The sequence below is a fragment of the Chryseobacterium panacisoli genome, from assembly GCF_008274625.1.
GTDB classification, from domain to species: Bacteria; Bacteroidota; Bacteroidia; order Flavobacteriales; family Weeksellaceae; genus Chryseobacterium; species Chryseobacterium panacisoli.
In genome coordinates this window covers 117,046-141,116 of the sequence record NZ_VTRU01000004.1, presented here as the reverse complement: position 1 = coordinate 141,116, position 24,071 = coordinate 117,046, and the positions used below count along the sequence as shown (strand labels likewise).

At 35.6% G+C, this 24,071-nt stretch carries 23 protein-coding genes; 10 read left to right on the top strand and 13 right to left on the bottom strand.

The window, feature by feature from the left end; translation table 11 throughout:
* Window position 1 precedes the first annotated feature (1 nt).
* From FW781_RS16275 to FW781_RS16265, 3 genes are all read left to right on the top strand, one after another.
* Window positions 2–4,792, top strand: coding sequence for a translocation/assembly module TamB domain-containing protein (locus tag FW781_RS16275; RefSeq protein ID WP_149388393.1), 4,791 nt, complete (start codon window positions 2–4; stop codon window positions 4,790–4,792).
* A 134-nt stretch (window positions 4,793–4,926) separates the two neighbouring features.
* Window positions 4,927–5,397, top strand: a complete 471-nt coding sequence (locus FW781_RS16270; protein ID WP_034696982.1) for an Lrp/AsnC family transcriptional regulator — start codon at window positions 4,927–4,929, stop codon at window positions 5,395–5,397.
* Between the two features lie 69 nt (window positions 5,398–5,466).
* Window positions 5,467–5,844: a hypothetical protein gene (locus FW781_RS16265; RefSeq protein ID WP_142719247.1), complete on the top strand. Its 378-nt coding sequence runs from the start codon at window positions 5,467–5,469 to the stop codon at window positions 5,842–5,844.
* A gap of 84 nt (window positions 5,845–5,928) precedes the next feature.
* On the opposite strand, the gene gwsS is transcribed toward FW781_RS16265, so the two are convergent.
* From gwsS to FW781_RS16235, 6 genes are all read right to left on the bottom strand, one after another.
* Window positions 5,929–6,999 carry a grasp-with-spasm system SPASM domain peptide maturase gene (gwsS, locus tag FW781_RS16260; RefSeq protein ID WP_149388392.1) on the bottom strand — a complete coding sequence of 357 codons (1,071 nt, stop codon included), beginning with the start codon at window positions 6,997–6,999 and terminating at the stop codon, window positions 5,929–5,931.
* Window positions 7,000–7,133: 134 nt separating this feature from the next.
* Window positions 7,134–7,826 carry a hypothetical protein gene (locus FW781_RS16255; RefSeq protein ID WP_228720219.1) on the bottom strand — a complete coding sequence of 231 codons (693 nt, stop codon included), beginning with the start codon at window positions 7,824–7,826 and terminating at the stop codon, window positions 7,134–7,136.
* Window positions 7,827–8,232: 406 nt separating this feature from the next.
* The gene (gene gwsG, locus FW781_RS16250; protein WP_149388391.1) at window positions 8,233–9,138 is read right to left on the bottom strand and encodes a grasp-with-spasm system ATP-grasp peptide maturase; all 906 of its coding nucleotides are present in this window, start codon (window positions 9,136–9,138) and stop codon (window positions 8,233–8,235) included.
* 1 nt (window position 9,139) lies between these two features.
* Window positions 9,140–10,012, bottom strand: coding sequence for a hypothetical protein (locus tag FW781_RS16245; protein WP_149388390.1), 873 nt, complete (start codon window positions 10,010–10,012; stop codon window positions 9,140–9,142).
* Between the two features lie 98 nt (window positions 10,013–10,110).
* The gene (locus FW781_RS16240; protein WP_172625746.1) at window positions 10,111–10,296 is read right to left on the bottom strand and encodes a grasp-with-spasm system A modified peptide; all 186 of its coding nucleotides are present in this window, start codon (window positions 10,294–10,296) and stop codon (window positions 10,111–10,113) included.
* Between the two features lie 613 nt (window positions 10,297–10,909).
* On the bottom strand, window positions 10,910–12,760 hold the full coding sequence (locus FW781_RS16235; protein ID WP_149388388.1) for a helix-turn-helix transcriptional regulator: 1,851 nt from the start codon (window positions 12,758–12,760) through the stop codon (window positions 10,910–10,912).
* A gap of 238 nt (window positions 12,761–12,998) precedes the next feature.
* Between FW781_RS16235 and FW781_RS16230 the strand changes: the two genes are divergently transcribed.
* The 6 genes from FW781_RS16230 (at window position 12,999) to FW781_RS16210 (ending at window position 15,897) form a co-directional block, all read left to right on the top strand.
* A complete protein-coding gene (locus tag FW781_RS16230; protein WP_047424272.1) occupies window positions 12,999–13,319 on the top strand; it encodes an import component protein in 321 nt (106 codons plus the stop codon).
* A gap of 16 nt (window positions 13,320–13,335) precedes the next feature.
* Window positions 13,336–13,803 (top strand): hypothetical protein, encoded by a 468-nt coding sequence (locus FW781_RS16225; protein WP_047424275.1) that lies wholly within the window; start codon window positions 13,336–13,338, stop codon window positions 13,801–13,803.
* 159 nt (window positions 13,804–13,962) lie between these two features.
* Window positions 13,963–14,139 (top strand): DUF6903 family protein, encoded by a 177-nt coding sequence (locus FW781_RS22505; protein WP_172625745.1) that lies wholly within the window; start codon window positions 13,963–13,965, stop codon window positions 14,137–14,139.
* 98 nt (window positions 14,140–14,237) lie between these two features.
* The gene (locus tag FW781_RS16220; RefSeq protein WP_149388387.1) at window positions 14,238–14,771 is read left to right on the top strand and encodes a DUF4303 domain-containing protein; all 534 of its coding nucleotides are present in this window, start codon (window positions 14,238–14,240) and stop codon (window positions 14,769–14,771) included.
* Between the two features lie 150 nt (window positions 14,772–14,921).
* Complete coding sequence (locus FW781_RS16215; protein WP_149388386.1) at window positions 14,922–15,401, top strand: hypothetical protein; 480 nt, start codon at window positions 14,922–14,924, stop codon at window positions 15,399–15,401.
* A complete protein-coding gene (locus tag FW781_RS16210; RefSeq protein ID WP_228720218.1) occupies window positions 15,379–15,897 on the top strand; it encodes a hypothetical protein in 519 nt (172 codons plus the stop codon). The genes FW781_RS16215 and FW781_RS16210 overlap by 23 nt, the downstream gene beginning before the upstream one ends.
* A gap of 171 nt (window positions 15,898–16,068) precedes the next feature.
* Here the strand turns inward: FW781_RS16210 and FW781_RS16205 are convergent, their stop codons facing one another.
* From FW781_RS16205 to FW781_RS16195, 3 genes are all read right to left on the bottom strand, one after another.
* Window positions 16,069–17,013: a transketolase family protein gene (locus FW781_RS16205; protein WP_047382572.1), complete on the bottom strand. Its 945-nt coding sequence runs from the start codon at window positions 17,011–17,013 to the stop codon at window positions 16,069–16,071.
* A 30-nt stretch (window positions 17,014–17,043) separates the two neighbouring features.
* Window positions 17,044–17,898 (bottom strand): transketolase, encoded by an 855-nt coding sequence (locus tag FW781_RS16200; protein WP_262884123.1) that lies wholly within the window; start codon window positions 17,896–17,898, stop codon window positions 17,044–17,046.
* 107 nt (window positions 17,899–18,005) lie between these two features.
* Window positions 18,006–18,524, bottom strand: coding sequence for a hypothetical protein (locus tag FW781_RS16195; protein ID WP_149388385.1), 519 nt, complete (start codon window positions 18,522–18,524; stop codon window positions 18,006–18,008).
* A 327-nt stretch (window positions 18,525–18,851) separates the two neighbouring features.
* Between FW781_RS16195 and FW781_RS16190 the strand changes: the two genes are divergently transcribed.
* Window positions 18,852–21,086, top strand: a complete 2,235-nt coding sequence (locus tag FW781_RS16190; RefSeq protein ID WP_149388384.1) for a reprolysin-like metallopeptidase — start codon at window positions 18,852–18,854, stop codon at window positions 21,084–21,086.
* Between the two features lie 69 nt (window positions 21,087–21,155).
* Here FW781_RS16190 and FW781_RS16185 read toward each other — a convergent pair whose 3' ends face one another.
* The 4 genes from FW781_RS16185 to FW781_RS16170 all read right to left on the bottom strand — a co-directional run bounded on the left by FW781_RS16185 (window position 21,156) and on the right by FW781_RS16170 (window position 24,071).
* The gene (locus FW781_RS16185; RefSeq protein ID WP_149388383.1) at window positions 21,156–22,715 is read right to left on the bottom strand and encodes a sodium:solute symporter; all 1,560 of its coding nucleotides are present in this window, start codon (window positions 22,713–22,715) and stop codon (window positions 21,156–21,158) included.
* Window positions 22,716–23,168: 453 nt separating this feature from the next.
* Entirely contained in the window at window positions 23,169–23,456 is a 288-nt protein-coding gene (locus FW781_RS16180) for a GNAT family N-acetyltransferase (protein ID WP_172625744.1), read from the bottom strand.
* 1 nt (window position 23,457) lies between these two features.
* A complete protein-coding gene (locus tag FW781_RS16175) occupies window positions 23,458–23,853 on the bottom strand; it encodes an OsmC family protein (protein ID WP_149388382.1) in 396 nt (131 codons plus the stop codon).
* Window positions 23,853–24,071 (bottom strand): (4Fe-4S)-binding protein, encoded by a 219-nt coding sequence (locus FW781_RS16170; protein ID WP_047373661.1) that lies wholly within the window; start codon window positions 24,069–24,071, stop codon window positions 23,853–23,855. The genes FW781_RS16175 and FW781_RS16170 overlap by 1 nt, the downstream gene beginning before the upstream one ends.

The window sequence follows — 24,071 nt, the reverse complement described above, 5'->3', positions numbered from 1 at the left end:
AATGGCAAAGTTAGAGAATAATAACGAGAATGAGAATAAAAAATCGGTAGCTGAAAACCTAGGGGATCAGGTACAGAAAACTGTCGAAAATGTAGAAGAAAAAGTTCGGGAGACAGTAAAAGAAGCATCTGAGCTGGCTTCAGATGCCATACATCATCCTGTGGAAACGGCTGAAGAGTTCGGAAAGCAGGCGGTGAAGGATGTTACCAGCTATACCTGGTGGGCGAAACTTCTTTTGATTCTCTTTTGGATTGGCTTATTTCTGGTAGGAAGTGTATTGGTGATTATCAATCTTCCGGTAACAAAACAATGGGCGGCAGATCAGGCTCTTCAAATTGTAAATCAGGACTTTAAATCTGGGTTTTCTACAGAAAGTGTAGATGTCAATTACTTTGGCGATGTCACAATAAAAGGCTTAAAAGTAAAAGATTATAAAGGGTTTGATTTTATTACAGCCCGTGAATTCCGTGCAGATTCTGACTGGATTTCTCTCGCGGTAAATGCTATTTCAGGAAATAGTAATTCTCTGAGCTTTAATTCTTTGACGCTAGTCAATGCTGATATAAAAGTAATTACTTACAAAGGAGACAGCATCTCAAACTTTGTGAGATTTACGGAACTATTTGATAACGGTAAGAAAAGAGACCCTAAAAAACCTCCTTTTCAGCTGAATTCCAGAGTTCAGATTATTGATTCCAAAGTTTCTATCGTTAATAATAATTCACCCGGAGAACAGGGGAAATGGCTTACGGCAACAAAATTCAACTTAAAAGCACCTAATGTAAAAGTCAACGGACCGAATGTTTCAGCTTTAATCAATAATATGTCCTTTGTAACCTCAAGATGGGGGAAATCTCATATTGTGGATACCTTTTCAACAGAACTGTCTTTAACGAAACAGTTTTTGTCATTAAAAGATCTTACGCTGAATACCGATCATACCTTACTTCAGGGAGATATTAAATTTAATCTTCATGACGGATCCTGGTCAGATTTTGCTGACAGGGTACGATGGGATATGAACATTCAGCAGGGAAGTCAGGTAAGTGGTTATGACATCAGCTATTTTGTGACGAACTGGGATAATATAAAGCCGTTCAATCTTTCAGGGACGATGACGGGGCCTTTAAATAAATTTCATCTGGAGAATTTCCTGATCAGAAACCCTGATGTCAATATTGCAACCAAAACAATGAAGGTTGATAATCTGCTGAAAGGACATTTCGCTATTGAAACAAAAGATCTTTCCGCAGATTTTACTTATAAGGATTTAAAAGCCATGATGCCTTCCTTTATCTCTAAAAAGATGAAGAATTTTGCTGATGATTTCGGGAAATTAAAGTATAACGGAACAGCAAAAGTAAATCCGGATCAGATCTATGTAGAGAACGGAAATTTAATGACAGGAATAGGACAGGCTAAAATATCCAAGCTTACCCTGTCCGGTTACAGCACTGCCATGCCTAAATATTCCGGTTACCTTGATGTGAAAGACCTTAATACATCTGTTATTACAAAAAATAAAACAGTAGGCTTAATTTCCGGTAAATTTGATCTTAATGGTCAAAGCTTTGATGTAAATACCATGCGTCTGACGACTAAATCTCAGATTGCAAGCATTGAAATTATGGACAAAACGATCAATAATCTATATCTGGACGGATTATTGGATCATAAAAAATACAACGGACTCATTACGGTTAATGATGAGCAGGCAAAAGCTACAATCAAAGGGTTAATAGATTTCAGTACTTCAAGAGTGGCTATGGATGTCAACGCAGATGTCACCTACCTGAACATGAACTATTTTACCAATAAACCTGGCAGCCAGGTGGTAAGCGGTCAGGTTGAAGGAAAGATGGCCATGTCTTCCATTAATGACCTTACGCTGGATGTTAATGCCAATAACTTGTACTTTGCTACAGCAACTCAAAAATACAATATTCCGAATGCTAAACTAAAAACTTTTGTAGAAGCAGGAGGCCGTGTGATTGATGTAGATGCCCCGGGAGCTGCTACAGGGAAGATCTCAGGAAGATACAGCCTGGCAGATCTTGCGGGAATGGTAGAAAACGGAGTCGGAAAAATATTGGTGGGGCCACCGCCGAGAAAATTATACCGCGGACAGAATTTTGCACTGAAATTTGATGTTCAGCAGGGATTGGTCAATTACTTTTTACCGGAACTTAAACTGCCTCAGGGAGCTTTAGTGGAAGGAGAGTATGATGGAAATTCAAACAATTTGATTCTGAATCTGGATGCCGCTTCTTTGAAATATATTATGACAAAAGAGGAGGAAATTACCGATGCTGATAAAGCTCTGGCATCTTCAAGTCCAGATTATAAGGTTCACGACAGAAAGAATCTAAACAGAGACAGTGCAATGGTGGATAGTGTTAAAGTGAGAATTAACACGGCTGACCTTAACCAGCAATTGTATGCAAAAATCAATAGAGTAGTTTACAATAAAAACGTAATCAAAGATTTTGAACTTAAAGGGAATAATGAGAATGGAAATACCCTTCATTTAGCTACCGTATTTAAGCATGGAAGTCCTGATGATGAAATTAATGAAAAGCTTAAAGAATACGCTATTAATGTCGATCAGTCTACGGATGCGGCTGGTGATTATGTCTTCAGATTTGAGCCTACAGAAGTGAAATTCAATGAAGTGACCTGGGCTATAGATACAAGCCCGGAACTGAATCACTCCATTACCTATAGAAGGAGTACCGGAGACTTTGATATCAGAAATCTGAGGGTTTATTCCGATAAAAGTGCTTTGTTCATTAAAGAAGCACAGTTTAAATCGGCAAAAGATTTTTATGTAGATGCTGATATTAATGATTTTTCTGTGGAAAAGCTCCTGGAAATGCAATCCGGAGGAAATACAATGGATATCAAAGGTCTTGCCAACGGTAGCGTTAAGATCAAAATGGATAAAAGCACCCTTCAACCGCTGGTAGATCTTACTATTGATGATATTAAGATGAATGGCAACGATATGGGAGATATCTCTATTTCTGCTACCAATGGTTTTTCACTGAACGTTTATGATATTGATGTGAAGGTTCACTCTGCAGGAGTCCTTGGAAATAACAGTCTTAATTTAACAGGAACGGTCAACAATAATACCTCTTCTCCAATTATTGATCTTACGGCTGAAATGCGTGACTTTGATCTTTCATTTACACAGCAGTTTGTACAGACCGTTTTCGGAAACCTTCGTGGAAAAGCAACCGGGGATCTTAAAATTAACGGAAAGCTCAAAAACTTGGATTATAATGGGGATATTGCTTTAAAAGATTTCGGACTGAAACTTCTGTTTACCGGGGTAGATTATGCGTTTGATGATACTGTGATTCAGCTGACCAAAGGGCTGGCTATCCTCAACAATATTGAGGTACACGATGGAAGAACCAATTCTAAAGGGAATATTTCCGGGGCGATACAGTTTGAAACTCTTTCTTCAATGGGGGTATCTCTCGTAATGAGGGCAGACAATCTGCTGATGCTTAATACTACTCAAAAAGACTTTGACCTTTTCTGGGGAAGGGTTTACGGACAGGGAGATCTTTATGTAGACGGACCTGTTTCAGGATTAAGTATTACTACTCCTAATATGAAGGCGCTTAACGGAAGTACCTTTACTTTTAATTCCAGTTCTACATCCAATGTTGAAGAATTTAAAATGCTGAGATTCCTGAAAGAAGGAAAAGACGGTCTGATTACTCTGGAAGAAAAGAAGAAAACAGGAGCCAATATGAATATTGATTTCAATCTGGCTGTAGATAAAGGAACTACTGTCAATGTACTGGTAGGAGATGATGTAGGAAATATTACCGTAAAAGGTTCTGCAGATCCGTTGAGGTTTCATATGAACAGACAGGGGAATATCGCCATGAGCGGTACTTATAAAGTAGATAACGGAACATTTGTTTCTAAGGCAATTCTGAATAAGACTTTCCAGATAGAAAGAAACAGTAGTATCAGATGGGATGGTGATGCCATGAAGCCTGCATTAGACATTAATGCCAACTACGTAAGAATGGTATCTAATGCCGGAGAATACCTTAGCATGGGGAAACTTCAGCCTATCAGTATTTTGCTGCAGGCTCATATTACCCAGTCGTTGGTAGACCCTAATATTGATCTTAACGTAACTGCTATGGATGTTTCCAGTCAGGTAAGGGAAACGCTTGCTGCCAAAATGAGTCAGGAAGGGGAGAAGGTTCTTCAGTTCGGATCTGTCCTGCTGTTGAGTACTTTCAACGTTTCAAACTCCGGCGGGGTAGATGTGAATGTAGGAAATGTTGCGGAGTCTTCCGGATATAATATGCTTCTGAAACAATTGGGATCTGTTCTTAATACAATGAGTAATGAATTCCAGATTGACCTTAATTATGTAAAAGGAGACCAGAACTCCAACTTTGGAGACAGAGCCAATGCAGGATTGAGTGTAGCCCTTTCCCCAAGAGTCAATATAAAAACAGGTTTGGGTATTCCGTTATCCAAAACAGATGGAGCCCAGAACAACTATTTGTCTACAGAAGGTTCTGTAGAGTATGATTTATCTAAAAAGAATGACGGTACGTTGGTTATACGTGCATATTCCAAGCCTACGAACATCGGGATGGTGAGTACAAACGGTTCTGCAAATCAAGCCTATGGAGGAGGAGTTGTGTGGAGTAAAAGCTTCAATTCTTTGTTTAAAAAGAAGAAAAAAGACAAAAAAACTTCAGATGCAAAAGGTGAAATAAAAACAGATTCTATAAAATCGAATGGTAAATAATTAGAATATTTTAATGATTTTTATCATCTGTGTTAATTATTGTTAATATTTGATATATATTTTTTAGTTAAATTATTTTTCGTAAATTTGCAAAAAATACATAGATTTTTTAAAGAAATTGTAATTTAACTAATATGAACTATCAACTGGACGAAATAGACAAGAAAATTCTTGATTTCTTAGTAGAAAACACAAGAATGCCTTTTACTGAAATTGCAAAGCAGATGGATGTTTCTGCTGGAACAATTCACGTAAGAGTGAAAAAGATGGAAGATGCAGGTATTATTTTGGGATCATCTCTTAATATCGATTATGGTAAGCTGGATTATCACTTTACAGCTTTCATAGGGATCCTTTTGACAAAATCAAACCGTACTCAAGAAGTATTAAAAGAATTGTCAACTTTACCTAACGTCATTGAAGCTAGCGTTATTTCAGGAAAATATAATATTTTCTGCAAAGTAAGAGCTAAGAATACCGATGATGCTAAAAGAATTATCTATCAGATAGACGACATTCAGGACGTAATGAGAACTGAAAGTATGATTTCTATGGAAGAATTCTTAAGTGACAAAAACAGACTGATCAACGCTATCTCTGTATAAGTCAAATTTTAAACGAATAATTATAAAAGAACTTATGAAATCTCTCATAAGTTCTTTATTTTTGTAGGTATGGAAGAATACAGCTATTTTGACGAAGATCCAAAGAAAGGATGGGGATTTGTACTGGCATTTGCAGCCTTAATGTTGTTTACTATAATGGGGCTTGGAATAGATGTGGATGAATATCTGCAGCATGAATATCTGGAAATCCCAAGGTGGTATTTCTATGTTATTTTTTCAATTGATGTGTTGATGATGATTGGGCTGGTACTGATGTTCTTCTACAGAAAAATAGGAATCTTCATGTTCCCGGCTTTACTGGTAATGCATTTCTTTATGCACAATTATTACCTTTCTACATTCCTCTATACAGATGTTACCAATCTTTTTCTGTTTACAGGATTCGGAATGCTTGCCATTATCCCGAAATGGAAGTTTTTCAGATAGGAATATAATCACTTTACAATAAAAACAAACGGCTTTTAAATTTCATTTAAAAGCCGTTTTTGAATATAAGGAGGATGAGAAATACTATTTGAGTTCTAACGAATGAGAAATTTTTTGCTTCAAAGGATTTTTTGTCCAGTCTTCCCAGTCTCCTGTATAGGGATTATAGCCGCATTTTAAAGGTTTTGATACATTCAGGCCTTCTTTGCTTTTTTCTGCATTTTCGGTATATGCCCTGCAGTCTGTGCAGACATAGCGGAACTCACAGTCCTTACAGGTTTCTATATTGTCTTTGGTAAGATTCCAGTATTTTTTGAAATCAGGATGGGTTATGGCTTCTTCAAGGCTGTTATTACGGATGTTTCCAAAGCTTTCAATCATCAGCGGACAGTTTTTAATGCTGCCGTTTCGGTCAATACCTATCTTTTTATACAGGCAGGAATTATGGTTCATTGCTTCCAGTACTTTTGGAAGGTTGGTATTGAAGTATTTCAGTTCCACTTTTCCACAGGCAGAGAGTTTCAGGTCATCTTTCAGAAAATTTAGCGAAAATCTGTATTCATCTTTAGCTTTGAAAGGAGGTTTCGAACAATTGTAAAAAATGAGACTGTATATTCTGACTGTATTTTTTTGAAGAGCCTGTATAAAAGATAGATTGGTTTCCTTATGAAACGGAGAGAATATTTCTATTCCCGCCAACACGGAGGTTTTAAATACATCATCAATTTCTATAAATTCATTTATTGTTAGTGGTTTTAAACTGTAAATAACCAAATGTTTAATACCAAGGTTTTCTACAGAAGATTTTATTTTTTTTACGATCTCAATATCTTCCATTTCAATAAAGAGATTTGTTATAGCACTGGGGTCATCATATTCATAAGAAAGAGGAGGAAAGTTCCTGTCCCAGTCATTCTCTGTGATAAATCCATATTCTTTTTCCAACAGGAGACTGATATATTCATGGATAATTGCTTTGGATTCTTCATCATAATCTTTCAGTATATCCTCAATAGATTGGTTTTTCATATCTTCTATGAGGACATACAATTCTAACGGGTACAGTTCTGAAACATTCCTTTGAAGATCCGAAATCAGAATTCTGCTGGCGCCCTTTGTGATATAAATATTGCTGAATAGGTTGAAATAGTTCATGAATTAATAGATTACTTATATTCAATTCTATGATTGAGTTTAATAGGATTATTGTTTTTTCTTATATTTTCTTGATCATCTTTATTCATTTGCCTGATATCAAAATCAATATAATGTGTCAGAAATTATTAATATCATTTTTTCTTTGAATTATTCTTTAAAAATTCTTTTGTTATTTTTCTCCTAACTTTGAGACTTTGTAGTCCGATAAGTTTTCTATTGTAATTAATATTCACAGAATCTTTTATAATTTCTTCATCAGTACTTTTTACACCATATACAGGTTTTAAATGATTAACCTGAACATGTCTTTCTACCATTTCTACATAATCCCTTGGTGGTAGATCACCGGATTTTACATAGTTCAATAGTTTAGTTTTGAAATACTCATAGTCTTCTATTTGTGCCATATGATTTAAATAAATCAACATTGGCATAAAAACACCATCATCTGTTTCAAGTCCTATTTTTTGCATTGATGGGTAGCCATAGTTTGTTAATGTCCACTTTAGCAATGCAGCATTTTTCCTAAAATTCTTTAATGATTGTTGACCAGTTATTGAATCCTTCGCCTGATCTCTGATAAATGCGATCTTAAAAGAATCAATAAGTTGCTTGTTTAACGAATTTTTCCATTCCACTACCTTCCGCTCTACTGTAATACTATCAATACCATATTTTTTATATAGTTTAAAAAAATCTGTATCTTCTCGTTTGAACTTCCAATATGGAGCAACTAAAGGTATAAGTTTATATAAGCTTTTCTTTCCTCCAAAATTTTTATTGTATTTATCTGAAAACTTAATGTAGTTTTCGTATTCTTCCATCCTTTCATCATTTCGTGGCTCAAAATTTCGGAATACTCTTTTAAATTTTTTTATAGCAATAAGAGTATCATTCTTCATTCTGTAGATACTATCAATTTCATTTACTTTATTATAATAAGTAATATAATTTCGATTTTTGCAGGAACAAAGGTATAGGCAAGTAAAAAGATAAATTATATACTGAAAATGGAAATTATTACCTGGATTTTCTGTTTTTAGTTTAAAATAATTCATAATAACCGGTTCAGTGATTTGATAGGCCTTTCTCTTATATAGAAATTGGTCTGGTATTTTTCGCAATCTAAAACATATATAATATCATTGTTTTTTTTAAGCTTCTGATCATTGAAGGTTTCAATATGTTTAAAAGTAAGAGGAAGCTTGTTTTTTTCTTTAACTTTAATTTTCATAGATAATCAGCAATTTCTTTGTCCAGCGAATAGTTACAGGTATAAGACAGTCCAAGAAACTGTCCAATTGTATTGACTTCTAAAAAATAGAATCTTCCATCTTTTCCTTTGATAAAATCCAGTGATCCGCAATTGAGATCTAATGCCTGCATCAAAAGTTGAATTTTTTTCTCAATGTCAGTGCTAAGCTTGTAAGGTATATTTCTGTTGGGTTTTTCTAAATTATATTTTCTGAAATCTGTTTTGGTCTGCTCATCATTTTGAGAAAAAATAGCCATTGAGTAACACTTCCCATTAAGGTAAAATGTTCTGACTTCAAATTCTTTATCAATTTTACGCTGAAAGAATGTTGTAAAGAACTTCATTTTTTCCCGCTTGTGTACGGTTGAGGTATACATAATACCATTTAAATCCTTATCAATATCATCTAATATCGGGTTTCCTCCAATCGTTTTTATAATGGTTGTATTCAATGGAACCTGATCCGTATTATCGGCCAAAAAATATTCCGGAACTTCCAACCCTGCTTTTATAGCCTCTTCCAATACCAATAACTTGTTTATATCGCTGTTACTTTCTTTATTGATATGTTTCCTGGACTCCAGTTTGGTTCTTACATAATCTTCCAGCCAGTGCTGTACTTCGTTCATATGGGCATTCACAGAAGCATTATCATACCGCAGACGTTTGATCTTTAATCGGCCTCTTCTGTACCATACACTGGTAATTTCATCCAGAAAAAAAGAATTTCTGTCACTTTCTAAAAAGATCTTTTTGTTTTCCGTCTTTATTTCAAAAACTTCATCCTCATGGATACGGATAAATTTCTTTTTCATAGCAAGGAGCCATTTTATGATCATCATAGTGGTCCTTTCATTGTTGTTGGAAATAATAAGGATCATTTCACAACCTGTTTTTGATTTTAGATGAACGTCTTAAAGGTGGTAATCCTATATTTTTCCTGTTTCGGTTTACTTTTAAAGTATCAATCACAGATGAATAACTTGGATAAGAACCATAGGGCATCTCTTGTTTACTGATTTGAAGATCATGTCTGTCTACCATATTGGCATAATCTTTTGGAGTACAATCTCCGGATTTTATATATTCCAGCATTTTCGTTTTGAAATAATTATATTCTTTTGATTCTGTCATATGACTGAACAAAGGATGCATCGGCATAAATACCCCGTCATTTCCAATAAGTCCTATTTTCTGTATGGAAGGATAACCATAGTTTTCAAAAGTCCATTTTATCAGTTCTGCATTTATTCTGTCATTTTTTTCCATGAGCTGAAAGTTTCTCCTTCCTTCTGCTTGATCACGGGTAAAAGCAATACTGAAGGAATCTACCAACCTTTTATTTAAACCTTTTTTCCAGTCTGCAATTTTCTGTTTCACTTCACTGCTGTCTATACCGTATTTTTGGAACAGACCGAAGTAACTTTTTTCCGACCCTTCATAAGGAGCAATTAAAGGGATAAGCTTGTAAAGACTTTTCTTTCCTCCGAAATTTTTTTGATATTGATCAGCCAGTTTAATGTACGTCTCATATTCTTTAATACGATCCTGATTTTTGGGATTATATTTTCGGAATAATTTCCGGTACTGTTTTATAGTCTCTTCTGGTTGATTGGCAACTCTATAGATGCTGTCAATTTCATTTACTCTGTTGTAATATACAATATAATTTTTGTGTTGGCTTTTACAGGAAAAGAATATAAAACTAATGATGAACAATAGGCCCATATGTTTCAAAATCAAATTTCGTTTCATTATATCATCTGTTTTTATAGAGTCAGTTAATTTGCTTTTATTTGTAAAAGGAGGAAATAATTCCTCCCTTACAATGTATGATAGTTAGAGGCTGAATTTTATCCGACCTCTAAAGTTGAAGAAAGCTTGTGGTCTACCCAGGTTTCTTTGTCATACACTTCTCCTTTGTTTGTAGAAACATAGTTGATAGCAGTTCCGCCGCCGCCATTGATAGATTGTAGATTTTTCATTTTTTTGTTTTCCAAAGAAGAGAAGTTACTCTTCATACCGATTAACTTTTTCATGTTGATAATTTTTTGTTGTGTTGTGTAAATCATTTGTGTCATATAAACCCTGACATTGGGATTGAACAATTCACATATTTTCATGTACTGTACACATACAATGCAAGATGTAGAATGTATTCTGTCAACGTTGATGTTTTCAAATCTATAAATATTCAGTTCACTACAGTGGGATAAAATGTGTAAGTGGGTTGTTTATTTTGTGTACATATATGCAAATGCAAATTGTGCATATATCAGAGGGTTTGGTGAAATATTTCAAATATTGAAAAGTATAAATTGAAGTCTGATGATGTAAAGAAAGCTTAGAAATATAACAGGATATTGTAGAGTAATATATTCTATTGTACAAATGGGTAAAATGAATGAATTTAACAATAGAAATTACACGATAGTTCTTTCATTTTGAAAGAAATTTGTATGTTCCAAAGGATGCTTTTAGTAAAAAAGTACTGATTTTCTGCCCAAAAACGATGTGATTACCTTGTGAATTTTTCACAAAAAGCACTGGCTTCAGATAAATTAATTCGGATAGATAATATTGAGTCATAAAAATGAAGCTTTTCAACACCATGCTGAAAAGCTTATAATATGAGGGCAAGATATACTGAGATTACTCAGAAAATACGCTCTGAAAAAAAGATTCTAAAGCCGTATTTTCATCCAGTCCGAACTTCTTTTTCAAACGGTATTTGGTCATCCTTACGCTTTTAGGTTCTACATTGAGAAGGTTGGCAATTTGTTTGGTATCCATTCCAAGATAAATGTAGGCACAGTATTTCAGATCCAGAGCAGTAAGCTTTTGTTTGGCCCTTTCATTGATGTTTTTAAAGAAATCCGGATGCAGTTCCTGAATGGTGAATCTGATCTTTTCAAAATCATTATCAACACGGTTTTCTCCCTTTACCACCTGATGAATATTAATATCCGTATCTGAAAGCTGGGTCTGAAGCTGCTGGAGAACTTCATTTTTATGCTGAATATGCAGTTGACTGGCCAATACCTCACTTTGAAGTTTTTGCTGTTGGAGTGTAAGAAGTTCCTGTTCTGCCCTTAACCTTGCCTGTTCCTCTTTCTGAAGTTTGATCTGCATTTCTGCCTCATGCTTTTCCGTATCAAGTTTATTTTCTCTTTCTATAGAATACCGCAATTTGAAATGATAAGAACGGAACATAAAAAAGGCTCCTATCAGTCCGATAATTCCCAGGCCGATATATAGAAGTTTTTCTTTTTTCAGGCTGGAGGTTTTTTCAGTGAGGGATTTCAGTTCGGATTCTTTTTTCTGAGATTGATATTGAGCTTCGAGTCTTTTTGCCGTTTCAGCCTGTCCTTCATCGAAGAGAAGATTGCTGTATTCCGTTACTTTGGATTCATATTCATAAGCTTTCTGATATTTCTTTTGTTTGGCATAGAGCCGGGCAAGATCTTTTACCACATTAATCATCACATGGTAATAAACCGGCTGCTGTGTAAGAAGAATCTGTTCTGATTTTAAAAGATATTTCTCTGATAAAGCATCATTCTGATCCCGTGAAGCCAGATTGCTCAAAATGCCAAGCGCACCTGCCTGAATTCCCTGGTTAAGAGTGGTATGCTGTGTAAGAGTCAGAATTTCGTTGGCATTATTTTGTATTTCGGAACGAATTTCCGGAGTTATAACGGGAAAATTTAAATAATAATTAATAAGATTCAGCAATGCCATTGCATGTACATGAGCTGAAACATGACCGGGAAATTGATGGTACAGGCCAACAGCTCTCTTACACATTTCAATGACAGGTTTCAGATCTTTTAAGTTTCCGCTTTTTTCATATTGAAAGGAGTAACAGACAGCAAGAGCAGAATAGGCAGAACTGAGTAAATTTTTGTTCCCTGTTTTTTCCGCAAGCTCAATAGATTTTTTTGCATATTTGGTGGCATTTTCAGCATCATTCCATTCTGTATAGATTCCGTAGAGAAGATAGTTAAGCTTTGCATTTAACATGATTTCAGAAGGCTGTTTCTCAACGAGTGGGAGTACTTTCTGTATCAGTTTGATTGTATTTTCAGGCTCACCAAGAGTATTTCTGTAGTAGATATTCAGATAGCTGGCATACAGTTCTGCCGTTTTATTATTACTTTTCTGAACAATTGCATGGGATGCATCCAGAATAGGTGGAATCTTATCGTACTCAGACTGATTAAGCTTAATGATGCCTTTTTGAGTAAGTGCTTTTACTTCTTCAGCATAATCCTTTTCCTTTTTAGCAAGTTCAAGCTGCTGCTGAACATATTTTTCAGCTGTAGAATATTGATCACTTACTCTGTAATATTCGGTAAGCTCATTATAAATTTTGAATTTTTCTGCTGAAGAAATATGATTCTCATTCAACTGTTTTTTAAGACCATCAATAAATGTATTCTGTGCAGGATATAAGGTGCAGATAAAAAGTATACCATACAAGAGTGCGTACTTCAGTTTCATAGGGTGAAAGTACAAAAATTGTAGACATCTGTCAATTTCATGCCTGAAAAACTACAAACAAATAATGTTTGTAAGTTGTTGTTAATTAGTTGTTTATTTGTTTTTGTAGACACTTTGTAGTCGTCTGTAATCTGAGTTGAAGGTGTTTTGTAGTCATGAAAAATAATGCGGTGATGTTTTTCTGCTGCAATTTTGGATCAGAAAAAATCAAAGAATATTAATTAAAAATTTTATGGTTATGGATAACAAAACATTATCAATTGTATCTTACATTACTCTTCTCGGATGGTTGGTTTCCTTCGTTATCGGAAAGGAAAAATCTGACAGCCTTTTAAGATATCATCTGAAACAATCTTTGGGGCTGATTCTTTTTTCTATTGCATTATCCATTATTCTCAATATTATACTGATGGTTACTAAAATCGGGATTCTGGGAATATTCGGTTTTATTCCATTGGTACTGATGATTATCGGAATTATTAATGCAGCCAATAATGTTGAAAAACCCTTGCCTTTGATTGGTAAAATGTTTGAAGACAAATTTTCTTTTATCGGATAATATCTGAAATCTGGAAATGGGAGATTTTAAACATTTAAAGAAAGAAGGTCCGGGATATCAGGTGAAGCAATATATGGCACTTCAGCATATTATAGGGATTGCGTGGGTATGTATTGCGATATTGCTCATCACCAATACCAGCTATCTGAAAACAGGAATTATTTTGCTGATCTTTTCCTTATTGCTCTCCATTGTTTCTTTTATTCCGCCAAAGATAAATTTTGATCCGGAAAATCAACTTCTTATTGTTACAAACAGAGGCTTGAACCGAAAGGAAATTATTTATAGACTTGAGGATTTTGAAGGGTTTGAACTGCAGACGTTTCGGTTGGCATTTATTCCTTTAGGATGTTATCTGTATGCTGATTTTAAAAATATATCACGCTTTAAACGTCCTGTAATATCACAGTCTTTTAGCAAAAGAATACTGCAGGAGATCACAAATGAACTGGAAGATATTTCCGGGCATTCAACAATTCAGTAAATGATTTTCTGGGTAAAATGAGAATTGTACAGCAAAGTCTGAATCAAAATAATCTGAAACTGAACATAGATCTTAATGATCTTAAAAGGGAAGCACGCGATATCTTTGACCGTGATAACCATTTTTTAGACTGATTTACTAATAATTAAATTTAATATTATGAAAAAAATAACAGGAATTATTCTGATTATAATAGGTTTCTGCCTGGTAGTGATTATTAAAATAGGACCATCCAAAGAAACTTCCTGGCTTTTTAAATATGGAGAATTGGCTCCTATGCTTATGGGGGTGGCTATTTTGATCCCCGGATTGATCATGTATAATAAAAACAGATAGCTATAATCGTGAAATTGAACAGCCTTTTATAGAATATAATGTGCTGATTTGACAGGATAAAGGTAATTTTACCGCCCATTTTAAAAAAGAAAAGAAGTATGGATTTTGAAATTTTGAAACGGCAGATTGAAGACGCTGCTAAGAAAGCTTTTTTAGAAGTATATGAAAAGCATGGAGCAGAGGGAGTTTACAGTTTTGCACTGTACAGTGATGAAGGCGCAATGACGGTATGCCCTGCTGCCAACACAATAAAAGCTATGGAAATGGCCGATGAAGATGATGCTCTTTATTATAAATATGAACCGGCAGAATGGACCTATGAAATGGAAGGGGCCGATGAAGAATTTGATGATATCTGTACTCAGCTGAGAACAGAACTGAACAAACATGATGACGATGATCAATGGTTTGAAGGTTTTCAGGCTAAGTTGTATTCCATTTGTATTGAAGTGCTGGAAAAACTTAAAAATGAGAACTTTTTCACAAAGATCACGGGGAAAGATATTTTCCTGATTTTCACGGTCTCAGATTATGAGTTTGAAATGGAAGAACTGAAAAATCTTATCATCAGACTTAATGATAATGAATACAAAAACGAATATATAGACTGGATGGCTACCTGGGGCAATTAAAAGCATGACGAATTAAAAAAACACTTTAAATATATACATATGGAGCCCGATAAAATAATTGTCTCAGATGCCTCTTATAAATCACCATCTCTGCAAGCCATCTTATAACATCATATCAGAAACCAAAGTAAAAAAACAATTACATTAATTATGAACAATTACAAATTTTATAAACAGGAAGGAAACCAGTATATTTTTAAAAACCAGCCGGTGTTTGTAACGGTACTTTGCATTATCTTCCTGATTGTAGCAGGGTTACTCTTTAACAGCGTAAGGATTCTTAGCTACGTTATCATTGCTGTAGTAGCACTTATTCTGGTTAATTTTTTCACCAAGAAATTTATCATTGATATGGATCGCATGACGATTACAGGGAAGCATACCATTTTTGTCCCGGCCAGAACCTATCCTATAGAGAATTTCAGAAACTTTCATGTGCTGGCAACAAAATACATGGGCTTTATTACTACCAATGTGATGCTGTCTGTTTATTTTGAAGTGAATGGTAAAGAGAAGCAGCTTACCATAGGCCAGGCTCTTACACAAAGAGGAATACAGAAGATGGTGAATGAAACAGAAGATATCATGAATATTAATAATCCGGAGAATGGATATCCGAGACCGTTATAAGTTTGAAGAAAACGGAAGTGAGATAAGCTTTATGCCCAATTATAATTTCCTGCGTACTTTGGTCTGGTGGCTGGCTTTGGGTGTTATTGCTCTTCCTGCGATCATATACTATTTTATGGGTAAAATGTCCGGAGATCAGTTTAAAATTGCAATCGGATTATGGAGTATTTATATGATCTACTTCCTGTCTGACTTGTTTTTCAGGATTCCGGTGAAATATATTTTTGACAAATCAGAGAAGTGTATTTACAGGAAACTTTTACTGTCCAAAAAGCTTATGAACTTTGATGAAATGACCTATTTTGTGAATGATGAAAGAGGTGGATATTATTATTCAATCGGGAAAAAGAGAAATCAGTTTGTGAAAAACTATAGGATCAGTAATTATTTTTCAGGTTCAAAAGCTTCAGAAAGAAGAGAAGATGAATATGTCAGGGAAATATTATGCCCGGTTCTGATGGCTGTAGGAATCCCTTTGAATCAACCGGAACAATAATAAGAGGGATAAAAACTAATACAATGAAAAATGGTTGTATAGCCATTCCCCTCCTCCGGAGGGGTGTCGAAAATTCAAAGAACTTTTGACGGGGTGGTCTCTACACAATAACAAAAAACTCCGGCGGTTTCGAAGAAACCGCCGGAGTTTGTCTATATATAACAGCTTATCTTAAGCTAAAATTCTCTTTACAGCTTCTTTCACTGCAGCAGCATCAATTTTATACTTTTTCATCAATTCTGCAGGGGTTGCAGATTCTCCGAAAGTATCATTTACTGCTACAAATTCCTGTTTTGTAGGTCTTTTTCTTGCAAGCATACCTGCAACAGACTCTCCTAAACCACCAAGGTAGTTGTGCTCTTCAGCCGTTACAATTTTACCTGTTTTTTCAACAGACTTTAGAATGATCTCTTCATCAAGAGGTTTGATCGTGTGAATGTTAATTACCTCACAAGAAATACCTTCTTTCTCAAGCTCATCTGCAGCTACAAGAGACTCCCATACAAGGTGTCCTGTTGCAACAATTGTTACATCAGTACCTTCCTGAAGCATAATTCCTTTTCCGATCTCGAAAGGCATATCTTCAGGAATGAAAACAGGAACTACCGGTCTTCCGAATCTTAAATATACAGGGCCCTCAAAATCTGCAATCGCCAAGGTAGCAGCTTTAGTCTGGTTGTAGTCACAAGTATTGATAACTGTCATTCCGGGAAGCATCTTCATCATACCGATGTCTTCAAGAACCTGGTGAGTAGCTCCATCTTCTCCTAAAGTAAGACCTGCGTGAGAGGCACAGATTTTTACGTTTTTGTTAGAATAAGCGATAGACTGACGAATCTGATCATATACTCTTGAAGTAGAGAAGTTAGCAAAAGTTCCTGTAAAAGGAATTTTCCCTGTAATGCTAAGACCTGCAGCAATCCCCATCATGTTAGCTTCTGCAATCCCTATCTGAAAGAATCTTTCCGGAGCCTTCTCAATGAATTTCTCCATTTTCAAAGAACCGATAAGGTCTGCGCAAAGTGCTACTACATTAGGATTTTTGTCCGCTAGTTCTGCTAATCCTGCTCCGAATCCTGAACGAGTGTCCTTTTTTTCTGTATATGTATATTTCATTTTTATTGTATTAATCGAGATGTTAAGATATTAGTAATCAGCTGGGGCTTCTAGATATAATTGCTTGAATGCTGTGTCTAACTGCTCGTCATTAGGAGCTTTACCGTGCCAAGCATGAGAACCCATCATATAATCAACCCCATAACCCATTTCTGTATGAAGAAGGATAGCTACCGGCTTTCCTTTTCCTGTTTCTGTTTTTGCTTTCTCAAGGATTGCAATTACAGCTTCAAGATCATTACCGTTCTTTTCTTCCAGAACAATCCATCCGAAAGCTTCAAGTTTAGCATGAAGATTTCCTAAGCTTAATACATCATCTGTATCTCCGTCAATCTGACGTCCGTTGTAATCAATCGTAGAAATAATATTATCTACTTTTTTCGCAGAAGCATACATGAATGCTTCCCAAACCTGACCTTCCTGAAGCTCACCATCCCCGTGAAGAGAGTAAACAAGAGATTGATCACCGTCTAATTTTTTACCTTGAGCTACACCAAGAGCTACAGAAAGTCCTTGTCCAAGAGAACCGGAAGCAATTCTGATTCCCGGAAGTCCCTCATGAGTAGTCGGGTGCCCCTGTAATCTTGAATCTAATTTTCTGAAAGTGCTCAGTTCTTCAACAGGAAAGAAACCGAATCTTGCTAAAGTAGAGTAGAATACCGGAGAAATGTGCCCGTTTGATAGATAAAAATGATCTTCATTTTTGCCTTCCATTGTGAAAGGAAGTTTATAGTTCATTACCTTTCCATAAAGGGCTGTGAAGTACTCTGTACAACCTAAACTTCCGCCCGGGTGTCCTGAATTTACAGCATGAACCATTCTTAAAATGTCTCTTCTGATCTGCGTAGTAAGAGATTTTAGCTCTTCAATACTTTTACTCATTATGTCTGATTTATTTGCACGCGAATTTACAATTTTTTACCGGCTTATGGAAATGCAAAAATCCGGATCTGAAAATCCGGATTTTAACTGATTTGAATATTTTTCTGCTTTTAACAGCCTTCATTGAGGTAAACAGAGATTTCAGTGACTATATTATTAATAAATTTAAAGCTTAATAGTGTTCCTGCCTGACTGTCTTCAATATTAAAATAACCGGAATCTTTGATAGGCTTGCTGTTGTCATCCCAGTCCGGACGTACACTGAAGTTGGGGTAATTTCGGTAAGCATTGATCAGGTCATCTCTGGTGCTTCCAACTCCAATTCCGCTTTTGGTCTTAAATTTTTTACTCGTTGTTGTCATATAAGTAATAGAAGGAACACTGGGATTGGCTTCGTTGATATAATTGTCGAAAAGATCAATCTGGATGGTCTCTCCATTATACTTTACCCTGTTTTTTTTCTCACCATCAGAGTTTGTAAGTTTTGTTCCAGCAATTTTTTCGGCTTCAGCCTTGGGCATAAAAACTTTAAACGGTCCGATTCTTAATGTTGATACTTCAAAATTTTCCTGAGCACTCATGTATCCGAATGTTAACGTAAACATGAGAATTGAGATAATTTTTTTCATGGTTTTTTTGATTTTTGTTTCTTTTTATTTTGTTGAATTTTTGAATGGATTTATATCATTCGGTTCAAAGATAATTAAAATGAAAAAGTCTATAAAATTAGTTATTTAAATACAGAAAATTTAGGTATTGAGCTGAAAGCTTTGTGGTAGCCTGATTGTTGCTGTTGGTACAAAAAAAACGTGTCTTTTTTAAATTTTCATATATAAATTTGAATAAATTTAACTAATTTTATAATTCAATATTATTTGATTTATGAACCTTTAACTGATTATTTGTTGGTTTTTGGTCTTGTTGTTTGAATTAATAAAAATTACAAACCATTATATATGAAAATTAAACAATTATTTTATCTGGGGATATTTGTAATATCTATTTCCTCAGGGAAAGCACAGGACTTTTTTACCGTGATCAGTGAGAGGTCCATCAAAGCAGATCCTAAAAACAGAACCGTACAACCGGAAAAGTCATTAACCTACACATTAGATGTAGCTGGAATGAAAAGTTATTTTAATTCCGTTCCGGAGCTGAAAGACAATGATCGTAAAGATAATGCTCCCATTATTGTGTTGCCTATGCCAGACGGTACGAAAGCAAAATTCAAAATCTGGAAATCTTCGGTAATGGCTCCGGGATTAGCCAGCCAATTTCCTCAGATTATTACTTTTACAGGACAGGGAATTGATGATAAATACGCTACTATAAAACTTGATTTTACTGAGCTTGGTTTTCATGCGCAGATCAAATCTGTAGTAGCAGGTGATACTTATATTGATCCTTATGCAAAACAGGATATTAACAATTATATCATTTATAAAAAAAGTGACTTAATTGATAAGAATCCAAGATCCTGCGGAGTAAAAGATGAGGACGAGTCTCCATTAGGAAAAAAAAACGCTCAAAAAACCGTAAGTCCAAGCGTAGGAACTCAAATTAGAGTTTTCAGATTTGCAGTGGCTTGCACAGGAGAATATGCTGTAGCAGCAACTGGTTCAGCTACTCCTACTGTTGCACAAACCCTTTCGGCAATTGTAACATCAGTAAACAGAGTAAATGGAGTTTATGAGCAGGAAGTGGCTTCTAGATTAGTATTGGTGGATAATGAAGCCAATGTTGTTTTTACAAATGCTACTACTGATCCATTTAACGGGAATAATGCTGCTGGGACATTAATTAATGAAAGCCAGACTCAGATTGATTTACTGATAGGAAATGCTAATTATGACATTGGCCATACTTTCAGTACAGGTGGTGGCGGATTGGCCGGATTAGGAGTAATATGCAATGCAACGAATAAAGGAAGAGGGATTACCGGTTCTCCTAACCCTGTGGGTGACCCTTACGATATTGATTATGTAGCGCATGAAGTAGGACATCAGTTTGGAGGTCCTCATACTTTTAACGCAATTACAGGCAGCTGTAATGGTAACCGTAGTGCTGCCAATGCTGTAGAACCCGGAAGTGGAATTACCATTATGGCATATGCAGGAATTTGTGGAAGTACCAATAACTTAGCTGCTAACAGTATCCCTACTTTCCATACCAAATCATTCCAGTCTATTACAGCGAAAGTTCAGTCAACTTCATGTCAGGTTACACTTCCGACCAATAATTTCGCTCCTACTGTAAATGCAGGAGGTGATTATACCATCCCTAAGAGTACTCCGTTCAGATTAGAAGGATCTGCTTCAGACATAGATAACAATCCGCTTACTTACAGCTGGGAACAGAACGATGTGGGACCGGCAGGCGACTGGAATGCCCCAACAGGTAATGCTGCTATATTCAGATCATACGTACCTGTAACCGTTCCTTACAGATATTTCCCGAAACTTACAGATGTGATCAACGGAACCGTATCCAAAGGAGAAGTGAGACCAGCCTATGCCAGAACCTTAGAGTTCAGACTGACTGTAAGAGATAATAATGCAGGTTGCGCAGGAGTTACCAATGATGATGCTATTATTACCGTTGATGGAAATTCAGGACCGTTCAATGTAACTGCACCTACTACAGCGGTAAACTGGGCGGGTAATTCTACTCAGACCATAACATGGGATGTAGCAAATACAACTGCTTTCCCAGTGAATTGTGCTACTGTAAATATTTTCCTTTCCACAGACGGAGGCCTTACGTATCCTACACTTATCTTAGGCTCTACTGCAAATGATGGCTCCGAGACGGTTACGATTCCTAATGTAACCACCACGCAGGCCAGAATTATGGTGGCTGCAGAAACGAATGTATTTTATAATATTAACCCTATTAACTTTACCATCACTCAAACACTGGGTGTGAATGAAACAGCTACAAATAAAGATGTATTCGTAGTCTATCCTAATCCGAGTAAAGGACTTCTGAATATTAGATTTACCAATTCAAATGAAGTGTATGATATGACAGTATATGATGTAAGCGGAAAATTAGTATTCACTCAGGCTAATAATAAATTGAACCATGATAAAGTAGGTACTTTTGATTTGTCTCAATTGGTTACAGGTGATTATCTGATTAAAGTTAAATCTAAGAATATAGAGAAAACAATCAAGTGGATTAAAGAATAAAGAATCCCTTCACTGAAATAAAAAAGGCTGTCTTCAATTGAGGACAGCCTTTTTATTTTTTTATAAAGATTAAACGACTTTTAAATAGTTTTTGTTTTTTACCAGCCACAGACCAATAAAGGTCAGAAGTCCGTTAAGAACAATAAGTTCCACACCAATTTTGTAATCGGTATAAGTGGTAACAGCAAGGTTGATCAAATAGGTAAGAACAGGTGCTAAGATAGTCACTGCGAGGATGGAGTATTTTCTGGAGATCTGAAACTTTGTGAAAATTCCAAAAGCGAAAAGCCCTAAAAGCGGTCCGTAAGTATATCCTGCAATTTCCATGATCAGGTAAACAATAGATTTGTCATTCAATGATTTGAAAACCATGATTAAAATAAAGAAAACTACCGTGAAGATCAAATGTACTTTCATACGAAGACGTTTCTTCTCTTTTTCAGTTCTGGTTTTATCTTCATTAAGGTTTAATAAATCTACACAATACGAACTTGTTACAGCCGTTAAAGCACCATCTGCAGAAGGGAATAACGCTGAGATCAATCCGATAATGAAAATAACGGAAATCATCATTGGAAAATACCCTTGAAGTGATAAAGCCGGGAAAAGGTCGTCTCCCATTATATTTTTGATGTTTCCTGCATTATCCTTAAATCCGAAAATATTCGTCACTGTTTCAGAATTCAGAGTTCCATATTCTGCTCCGTGCTGTAATGCAAAAAGATAAAGCAATCCTCCCAGGAATAAGAAGGCAAGATTCACAATAAGAAGTGTTCCTGCAAAGGTCAGCATATTTTTCTTTGAATTCTTAAGATTGTCTACAGAGATATTTTTCTGCATCATTTCCTGATCCAGTCCCGTCATTGCAATCGTAATAAAAATTCCGCCCAGAATTGTTTTCAGGAAAAAGGTTTTGGAATTAGGGTCAAAATTGATGAAATGAGTATAGTTTTTCTGTTCCAGAATAGTATAGGCTTCTCCAAATGATAAATTCAGATTCGATAAAATATAAACGATACACGCTACAAGACTGATAATCATAAAAGAAGTCTGCAGCGTATCTGTAATGACAATCGTCTTTACCCCTCCTTCAAAAGTGTACAGAAGTACCATCAGCAAAAGAACAAGAGACGTTACCCAAAATGGAACACCCAGCCCCTCAAGCAAAAATATCTGTAAAACGTTTACCACCAGATATAATCTTGCCGTAGCACCAATTGCCCTTGAAATAATGAAGAAGATAGAACCTATTTTATGGGCTTCCACATTGAATCTTTTCCCCAGATAGGTATAAATAGAGGTAAGGTTCATCTTATAGTAAAGTGGGAGCAGTATTGCTGCAACGATAAAATATCCGATGAAAAACCCGATGACCATCATATAATACTCAAAACCTCCGTAGATATATTCGGAGCCGGTCATTTTTCCTACAGTTCCCGGAACAGAAATAAAAGTAACCCCGCTTAAGCTGGTTCCTATCATTCCGAATGCAACGAGCCACCATTTACTCTTTTTGTTACCGATAAAAAATGACTGGTTATCAGAATTCCGGCTGGTGAAATAAGAAATCACCAAAAGGCCGATAAAATAGATGAAAACAAATAGCAAAAGGATAGTTCCTGAATTCATGCTTGATTTTTAAATTTTAGCAAATATATAAAAAAGATCAGTCGTGAATCATGAATTTAGTTCAGACACAATTTTTATACAATTACTTTTTTGAAAGTGATCTAAGCTCAGGATAAAACCTGTATTTTCAGAAAGGTTTGAAGCTTGGCGCAGGAAGTAGGAAGTTATGAACTTCATAAAAGCAATTATTCTCTATATTTTCATCTTTTTATAGTGACAACGGGTATATCACTGAAAGTAACTTTGCTCTTCTGTCTTTCTGAGTTAATAATAACAGTTTGCTTCATCAAATCGATTAAAAATTGATTCATCTTTGCCTGCTTAAAATTTGATATAATTCAAAATAAACTTTGTGTTAAGAGAGCATCTGGTATTGAAAATAAAATAACTGCATAAAAAAACCTTCCAGAAATACTCTGAAAGGTTTGTATGATAAGGGGTGGAAAACAGTGCTTAATTCACCAAAACATCCTGAAGTTCCTCACTTTTCTGGAAACTTGCCTTAGCGAAAGGGCAGAGGGGAATAATCTTTTTCCCGTTTTTTCTGGCAAAATCCACTGCAGCCAGAAGCATTTCCTTGCCTACACCTTTTCCGTTGTAGGCTTCTTCCACCTCGGTGTGGTCTATAATAAATCTTTCTTCTCCCGCCCAGGTATACGTCATCATTCCTGCGCGACTTCCATCTATGAAAGCTTCAAAACTTCCGTGTTTCTCGTCGTTGTTTTGTTTTACTTCGATCATATTATGAGAATTTAGTTAGTATTTCTATATCGTTGGTTAATATTTTATGAACTGGGCATGCATCAGCAATGGTGTGCAGTCTTTTCAGCTGCTCATCATCAAGAATACCTTCAAAGCTGATGTCTCTTTTGAAAACTGCTCTTTTTGTTAGTGGGAAATTTTCAAGCTCTACTTCTACATTGATGTTTTCTATATCCCATTCCTTTCTTTCAATATACATTCTCAACGTAGCTGCTGTACAGCTTGCCAGTGATGTAGCCAGAATTTCCATTGGGTTAAGACCTTTGTTCTGCCCGCCTTTATCAATAGGTTCATCTGTAATGATCTTATTTTCGCCGGCTGTTACTTCTGTATAATATTTTGTTTTTCCTAAACTTGCTTTTACCGTTACCGCCATTATTTTTCTGTATTGAATTTATAACTTAATGCACCAGAAGGGCATTGGTCTATCTGTGTTCTAAGTTCTTCCGGACTTGCATTCTCTGCTTTTATCCAAGGTCTTTCTTTAGGATTGTAGACTTTTGGAAGCAATTTTACGCATACAGCCGAGTGGATACACTTTTGAGGCTGCCAGATGACGGTGATGTTACCGTTGGGATATTCGTGTGTTTCCAT

What these genes read in the sequence shown, in the direction of transcription:
- gwsS (WP_149388392.1), bottom strand. Translation starts at nt 6,999, where the DNA reads ATGAACTATTTCAACCTATTCAGCAATATTTATATCACAAAGGGCGCC.
- gwsG (WP_149388391.1), bottom strand. Translation starts at nt 9,138, where the DNA reads ATGATCCTTATTATTTCCAACAACAATGAAAGGACCACTATGATGATC.
- FW781_RS16255 (WP_228720219.1), bottom strand. Translation starts at nt 7,826, where the DNA reads ATGGAAGAATACGAAAACTACATTAAGTTTTCAGATAAATACAATAAA.
- FW781_RS16275 (WP_149388393.1), top strand. Translation starts at nt 2, where the DNA reads ATGGCAAAGTTAGAGAATAATAACGAGAATGAGAATAAAAAATCGGTA.
- FW781_RS16245 (WP_149388390.1), bottom strand. Translation starts at nt 10,012, where the DNA reads ATGAAACGAAATTTGATTTTGAAACATATGGGCCTATTGTTCATCATT.
- FW781_RS16235 (WP_149388388.1), bottom strand. Translation starts at nt 12,760, where the DNA reads ATGAAACTGAAGTACGCACTCTTGTATGGTATACTTTTTATCTGCACC.
- FW781_RS16230 (WP_047424272.1), top strand. Translation starts at nt 12,999, where the DNA reads ATGGATAACAAAACATTATCAATTGTATCTTACATTACTCTTCTCGGA.
- FW781_RS16220 (WP_149388387.1), top strand. Translation starts at nt 14,238, where the DNA reads ATGGATTTTGAAATTTTGAAACGGCAGATTGAAGACGCTGCTAAGAAA.
- FW781_RS16190 (WP_149388384.1), top strand. Translation starts at nt 18,852, where the DNA reads ATGAAAATTAAACAATTATTTTATCTGGGGATATTTGTAATATCTATT.
- FW781_RS16240 (WP_172625746.1), bottom strand. Translation starts at nt 10,296, where the DNA reads ATGAAAAAGTTAATCGGTATGAAGAGTAACTTCTCTTCTTTGGAAAAC.
- FW781_RS16215 (WP_149388386.1), top strand. Translation starts at nt 14,922, where the DNA reads ATGAACAATTACAAATTTTATAAACAGGAAGGAAACCAGTATATTTTT.
- FW781_RS16195 (WP_149388385.1), bottom strand. Translation starts at nt 18,524, where the DNA reads ATGAAAAAAATTATCTCAATTCTCATGTTTACGTTAACATTCGGATAC.
- FW781_RS16270 (WP_034696982.1), top strand. Translation starts at nt 4,927, where the DNA reads ATGAACTATCAACTGGACGAAATAGACAAGAAAATTCTTGATTTCTTA.
- FW781_RS16265 (WP_142719247.1), top strand. Translation starts at nt 5,467, where the DNA reads ATGGAAGAATACAGCTATTTTGACGAAGATCCAAAGAAAGGATGGGGA.
- FW781_RS16180 (WP_172625744.1), bottom strand. Translation starts at nt 23,456, where the DNA reads ATGATCGAAGTAAAACAAAACAACGACGAGAAACACGGAAGTTTTGAA.
- FW781_RS16185 (WP_149388383.1), bottom strand. Translation starts at nt 22,715, where the DNA reads ATGAATTCAGGAACTATCCTTTTGCTATTTGTTTTCATCTATTTTATC.
- FW781_RS16175 (WP_149388382.1), bottom strand. Translation starts at nt 23,853, where the DNA reads ATGGCGGTAACGGTAAAAGCAAGTTTAGGAAAAACAAAATATTATACA.
- FW781_RS16205 (WP_047382572.1), bottom strand. Translation starts at nt 17,013, where the DNA reads ATGAAATATACATATACAGAAAAAAAGGACACTCGTTCAGGATTCGGA.
- FW781_RS22505 (WP_172625745.1), top strand. Translation starts at nt 13,963, where the DNA reads ATGAAAAAAATAACAGGAATTATTCTGATTATAATAGGTTTCTGCCTG.
- FW781_RS16170 (WP_047373661.1), bottom strand. Translation starts at nt 24,071, where the DNA reads ATGGAAACACACGAATATCCCAACGGTAACATCACCGTCATCTGGCAG.
- FW781_RS16210 (WP_228720218.1), top strand. Translation starts at nt 15,379, where the DNA reads ATGGATATCCGAGACCGTTATAAGTTTGAAGAAAACGGAAGTGAGATA.
- FW781_RS16225 (WP_047424275.1), top strand. Translation starts at nt 13,336, where the DNA reads ATGGGAGATTTTAAACATTTAAAGAAAGAAGGTCCGGGATATCAGGTG.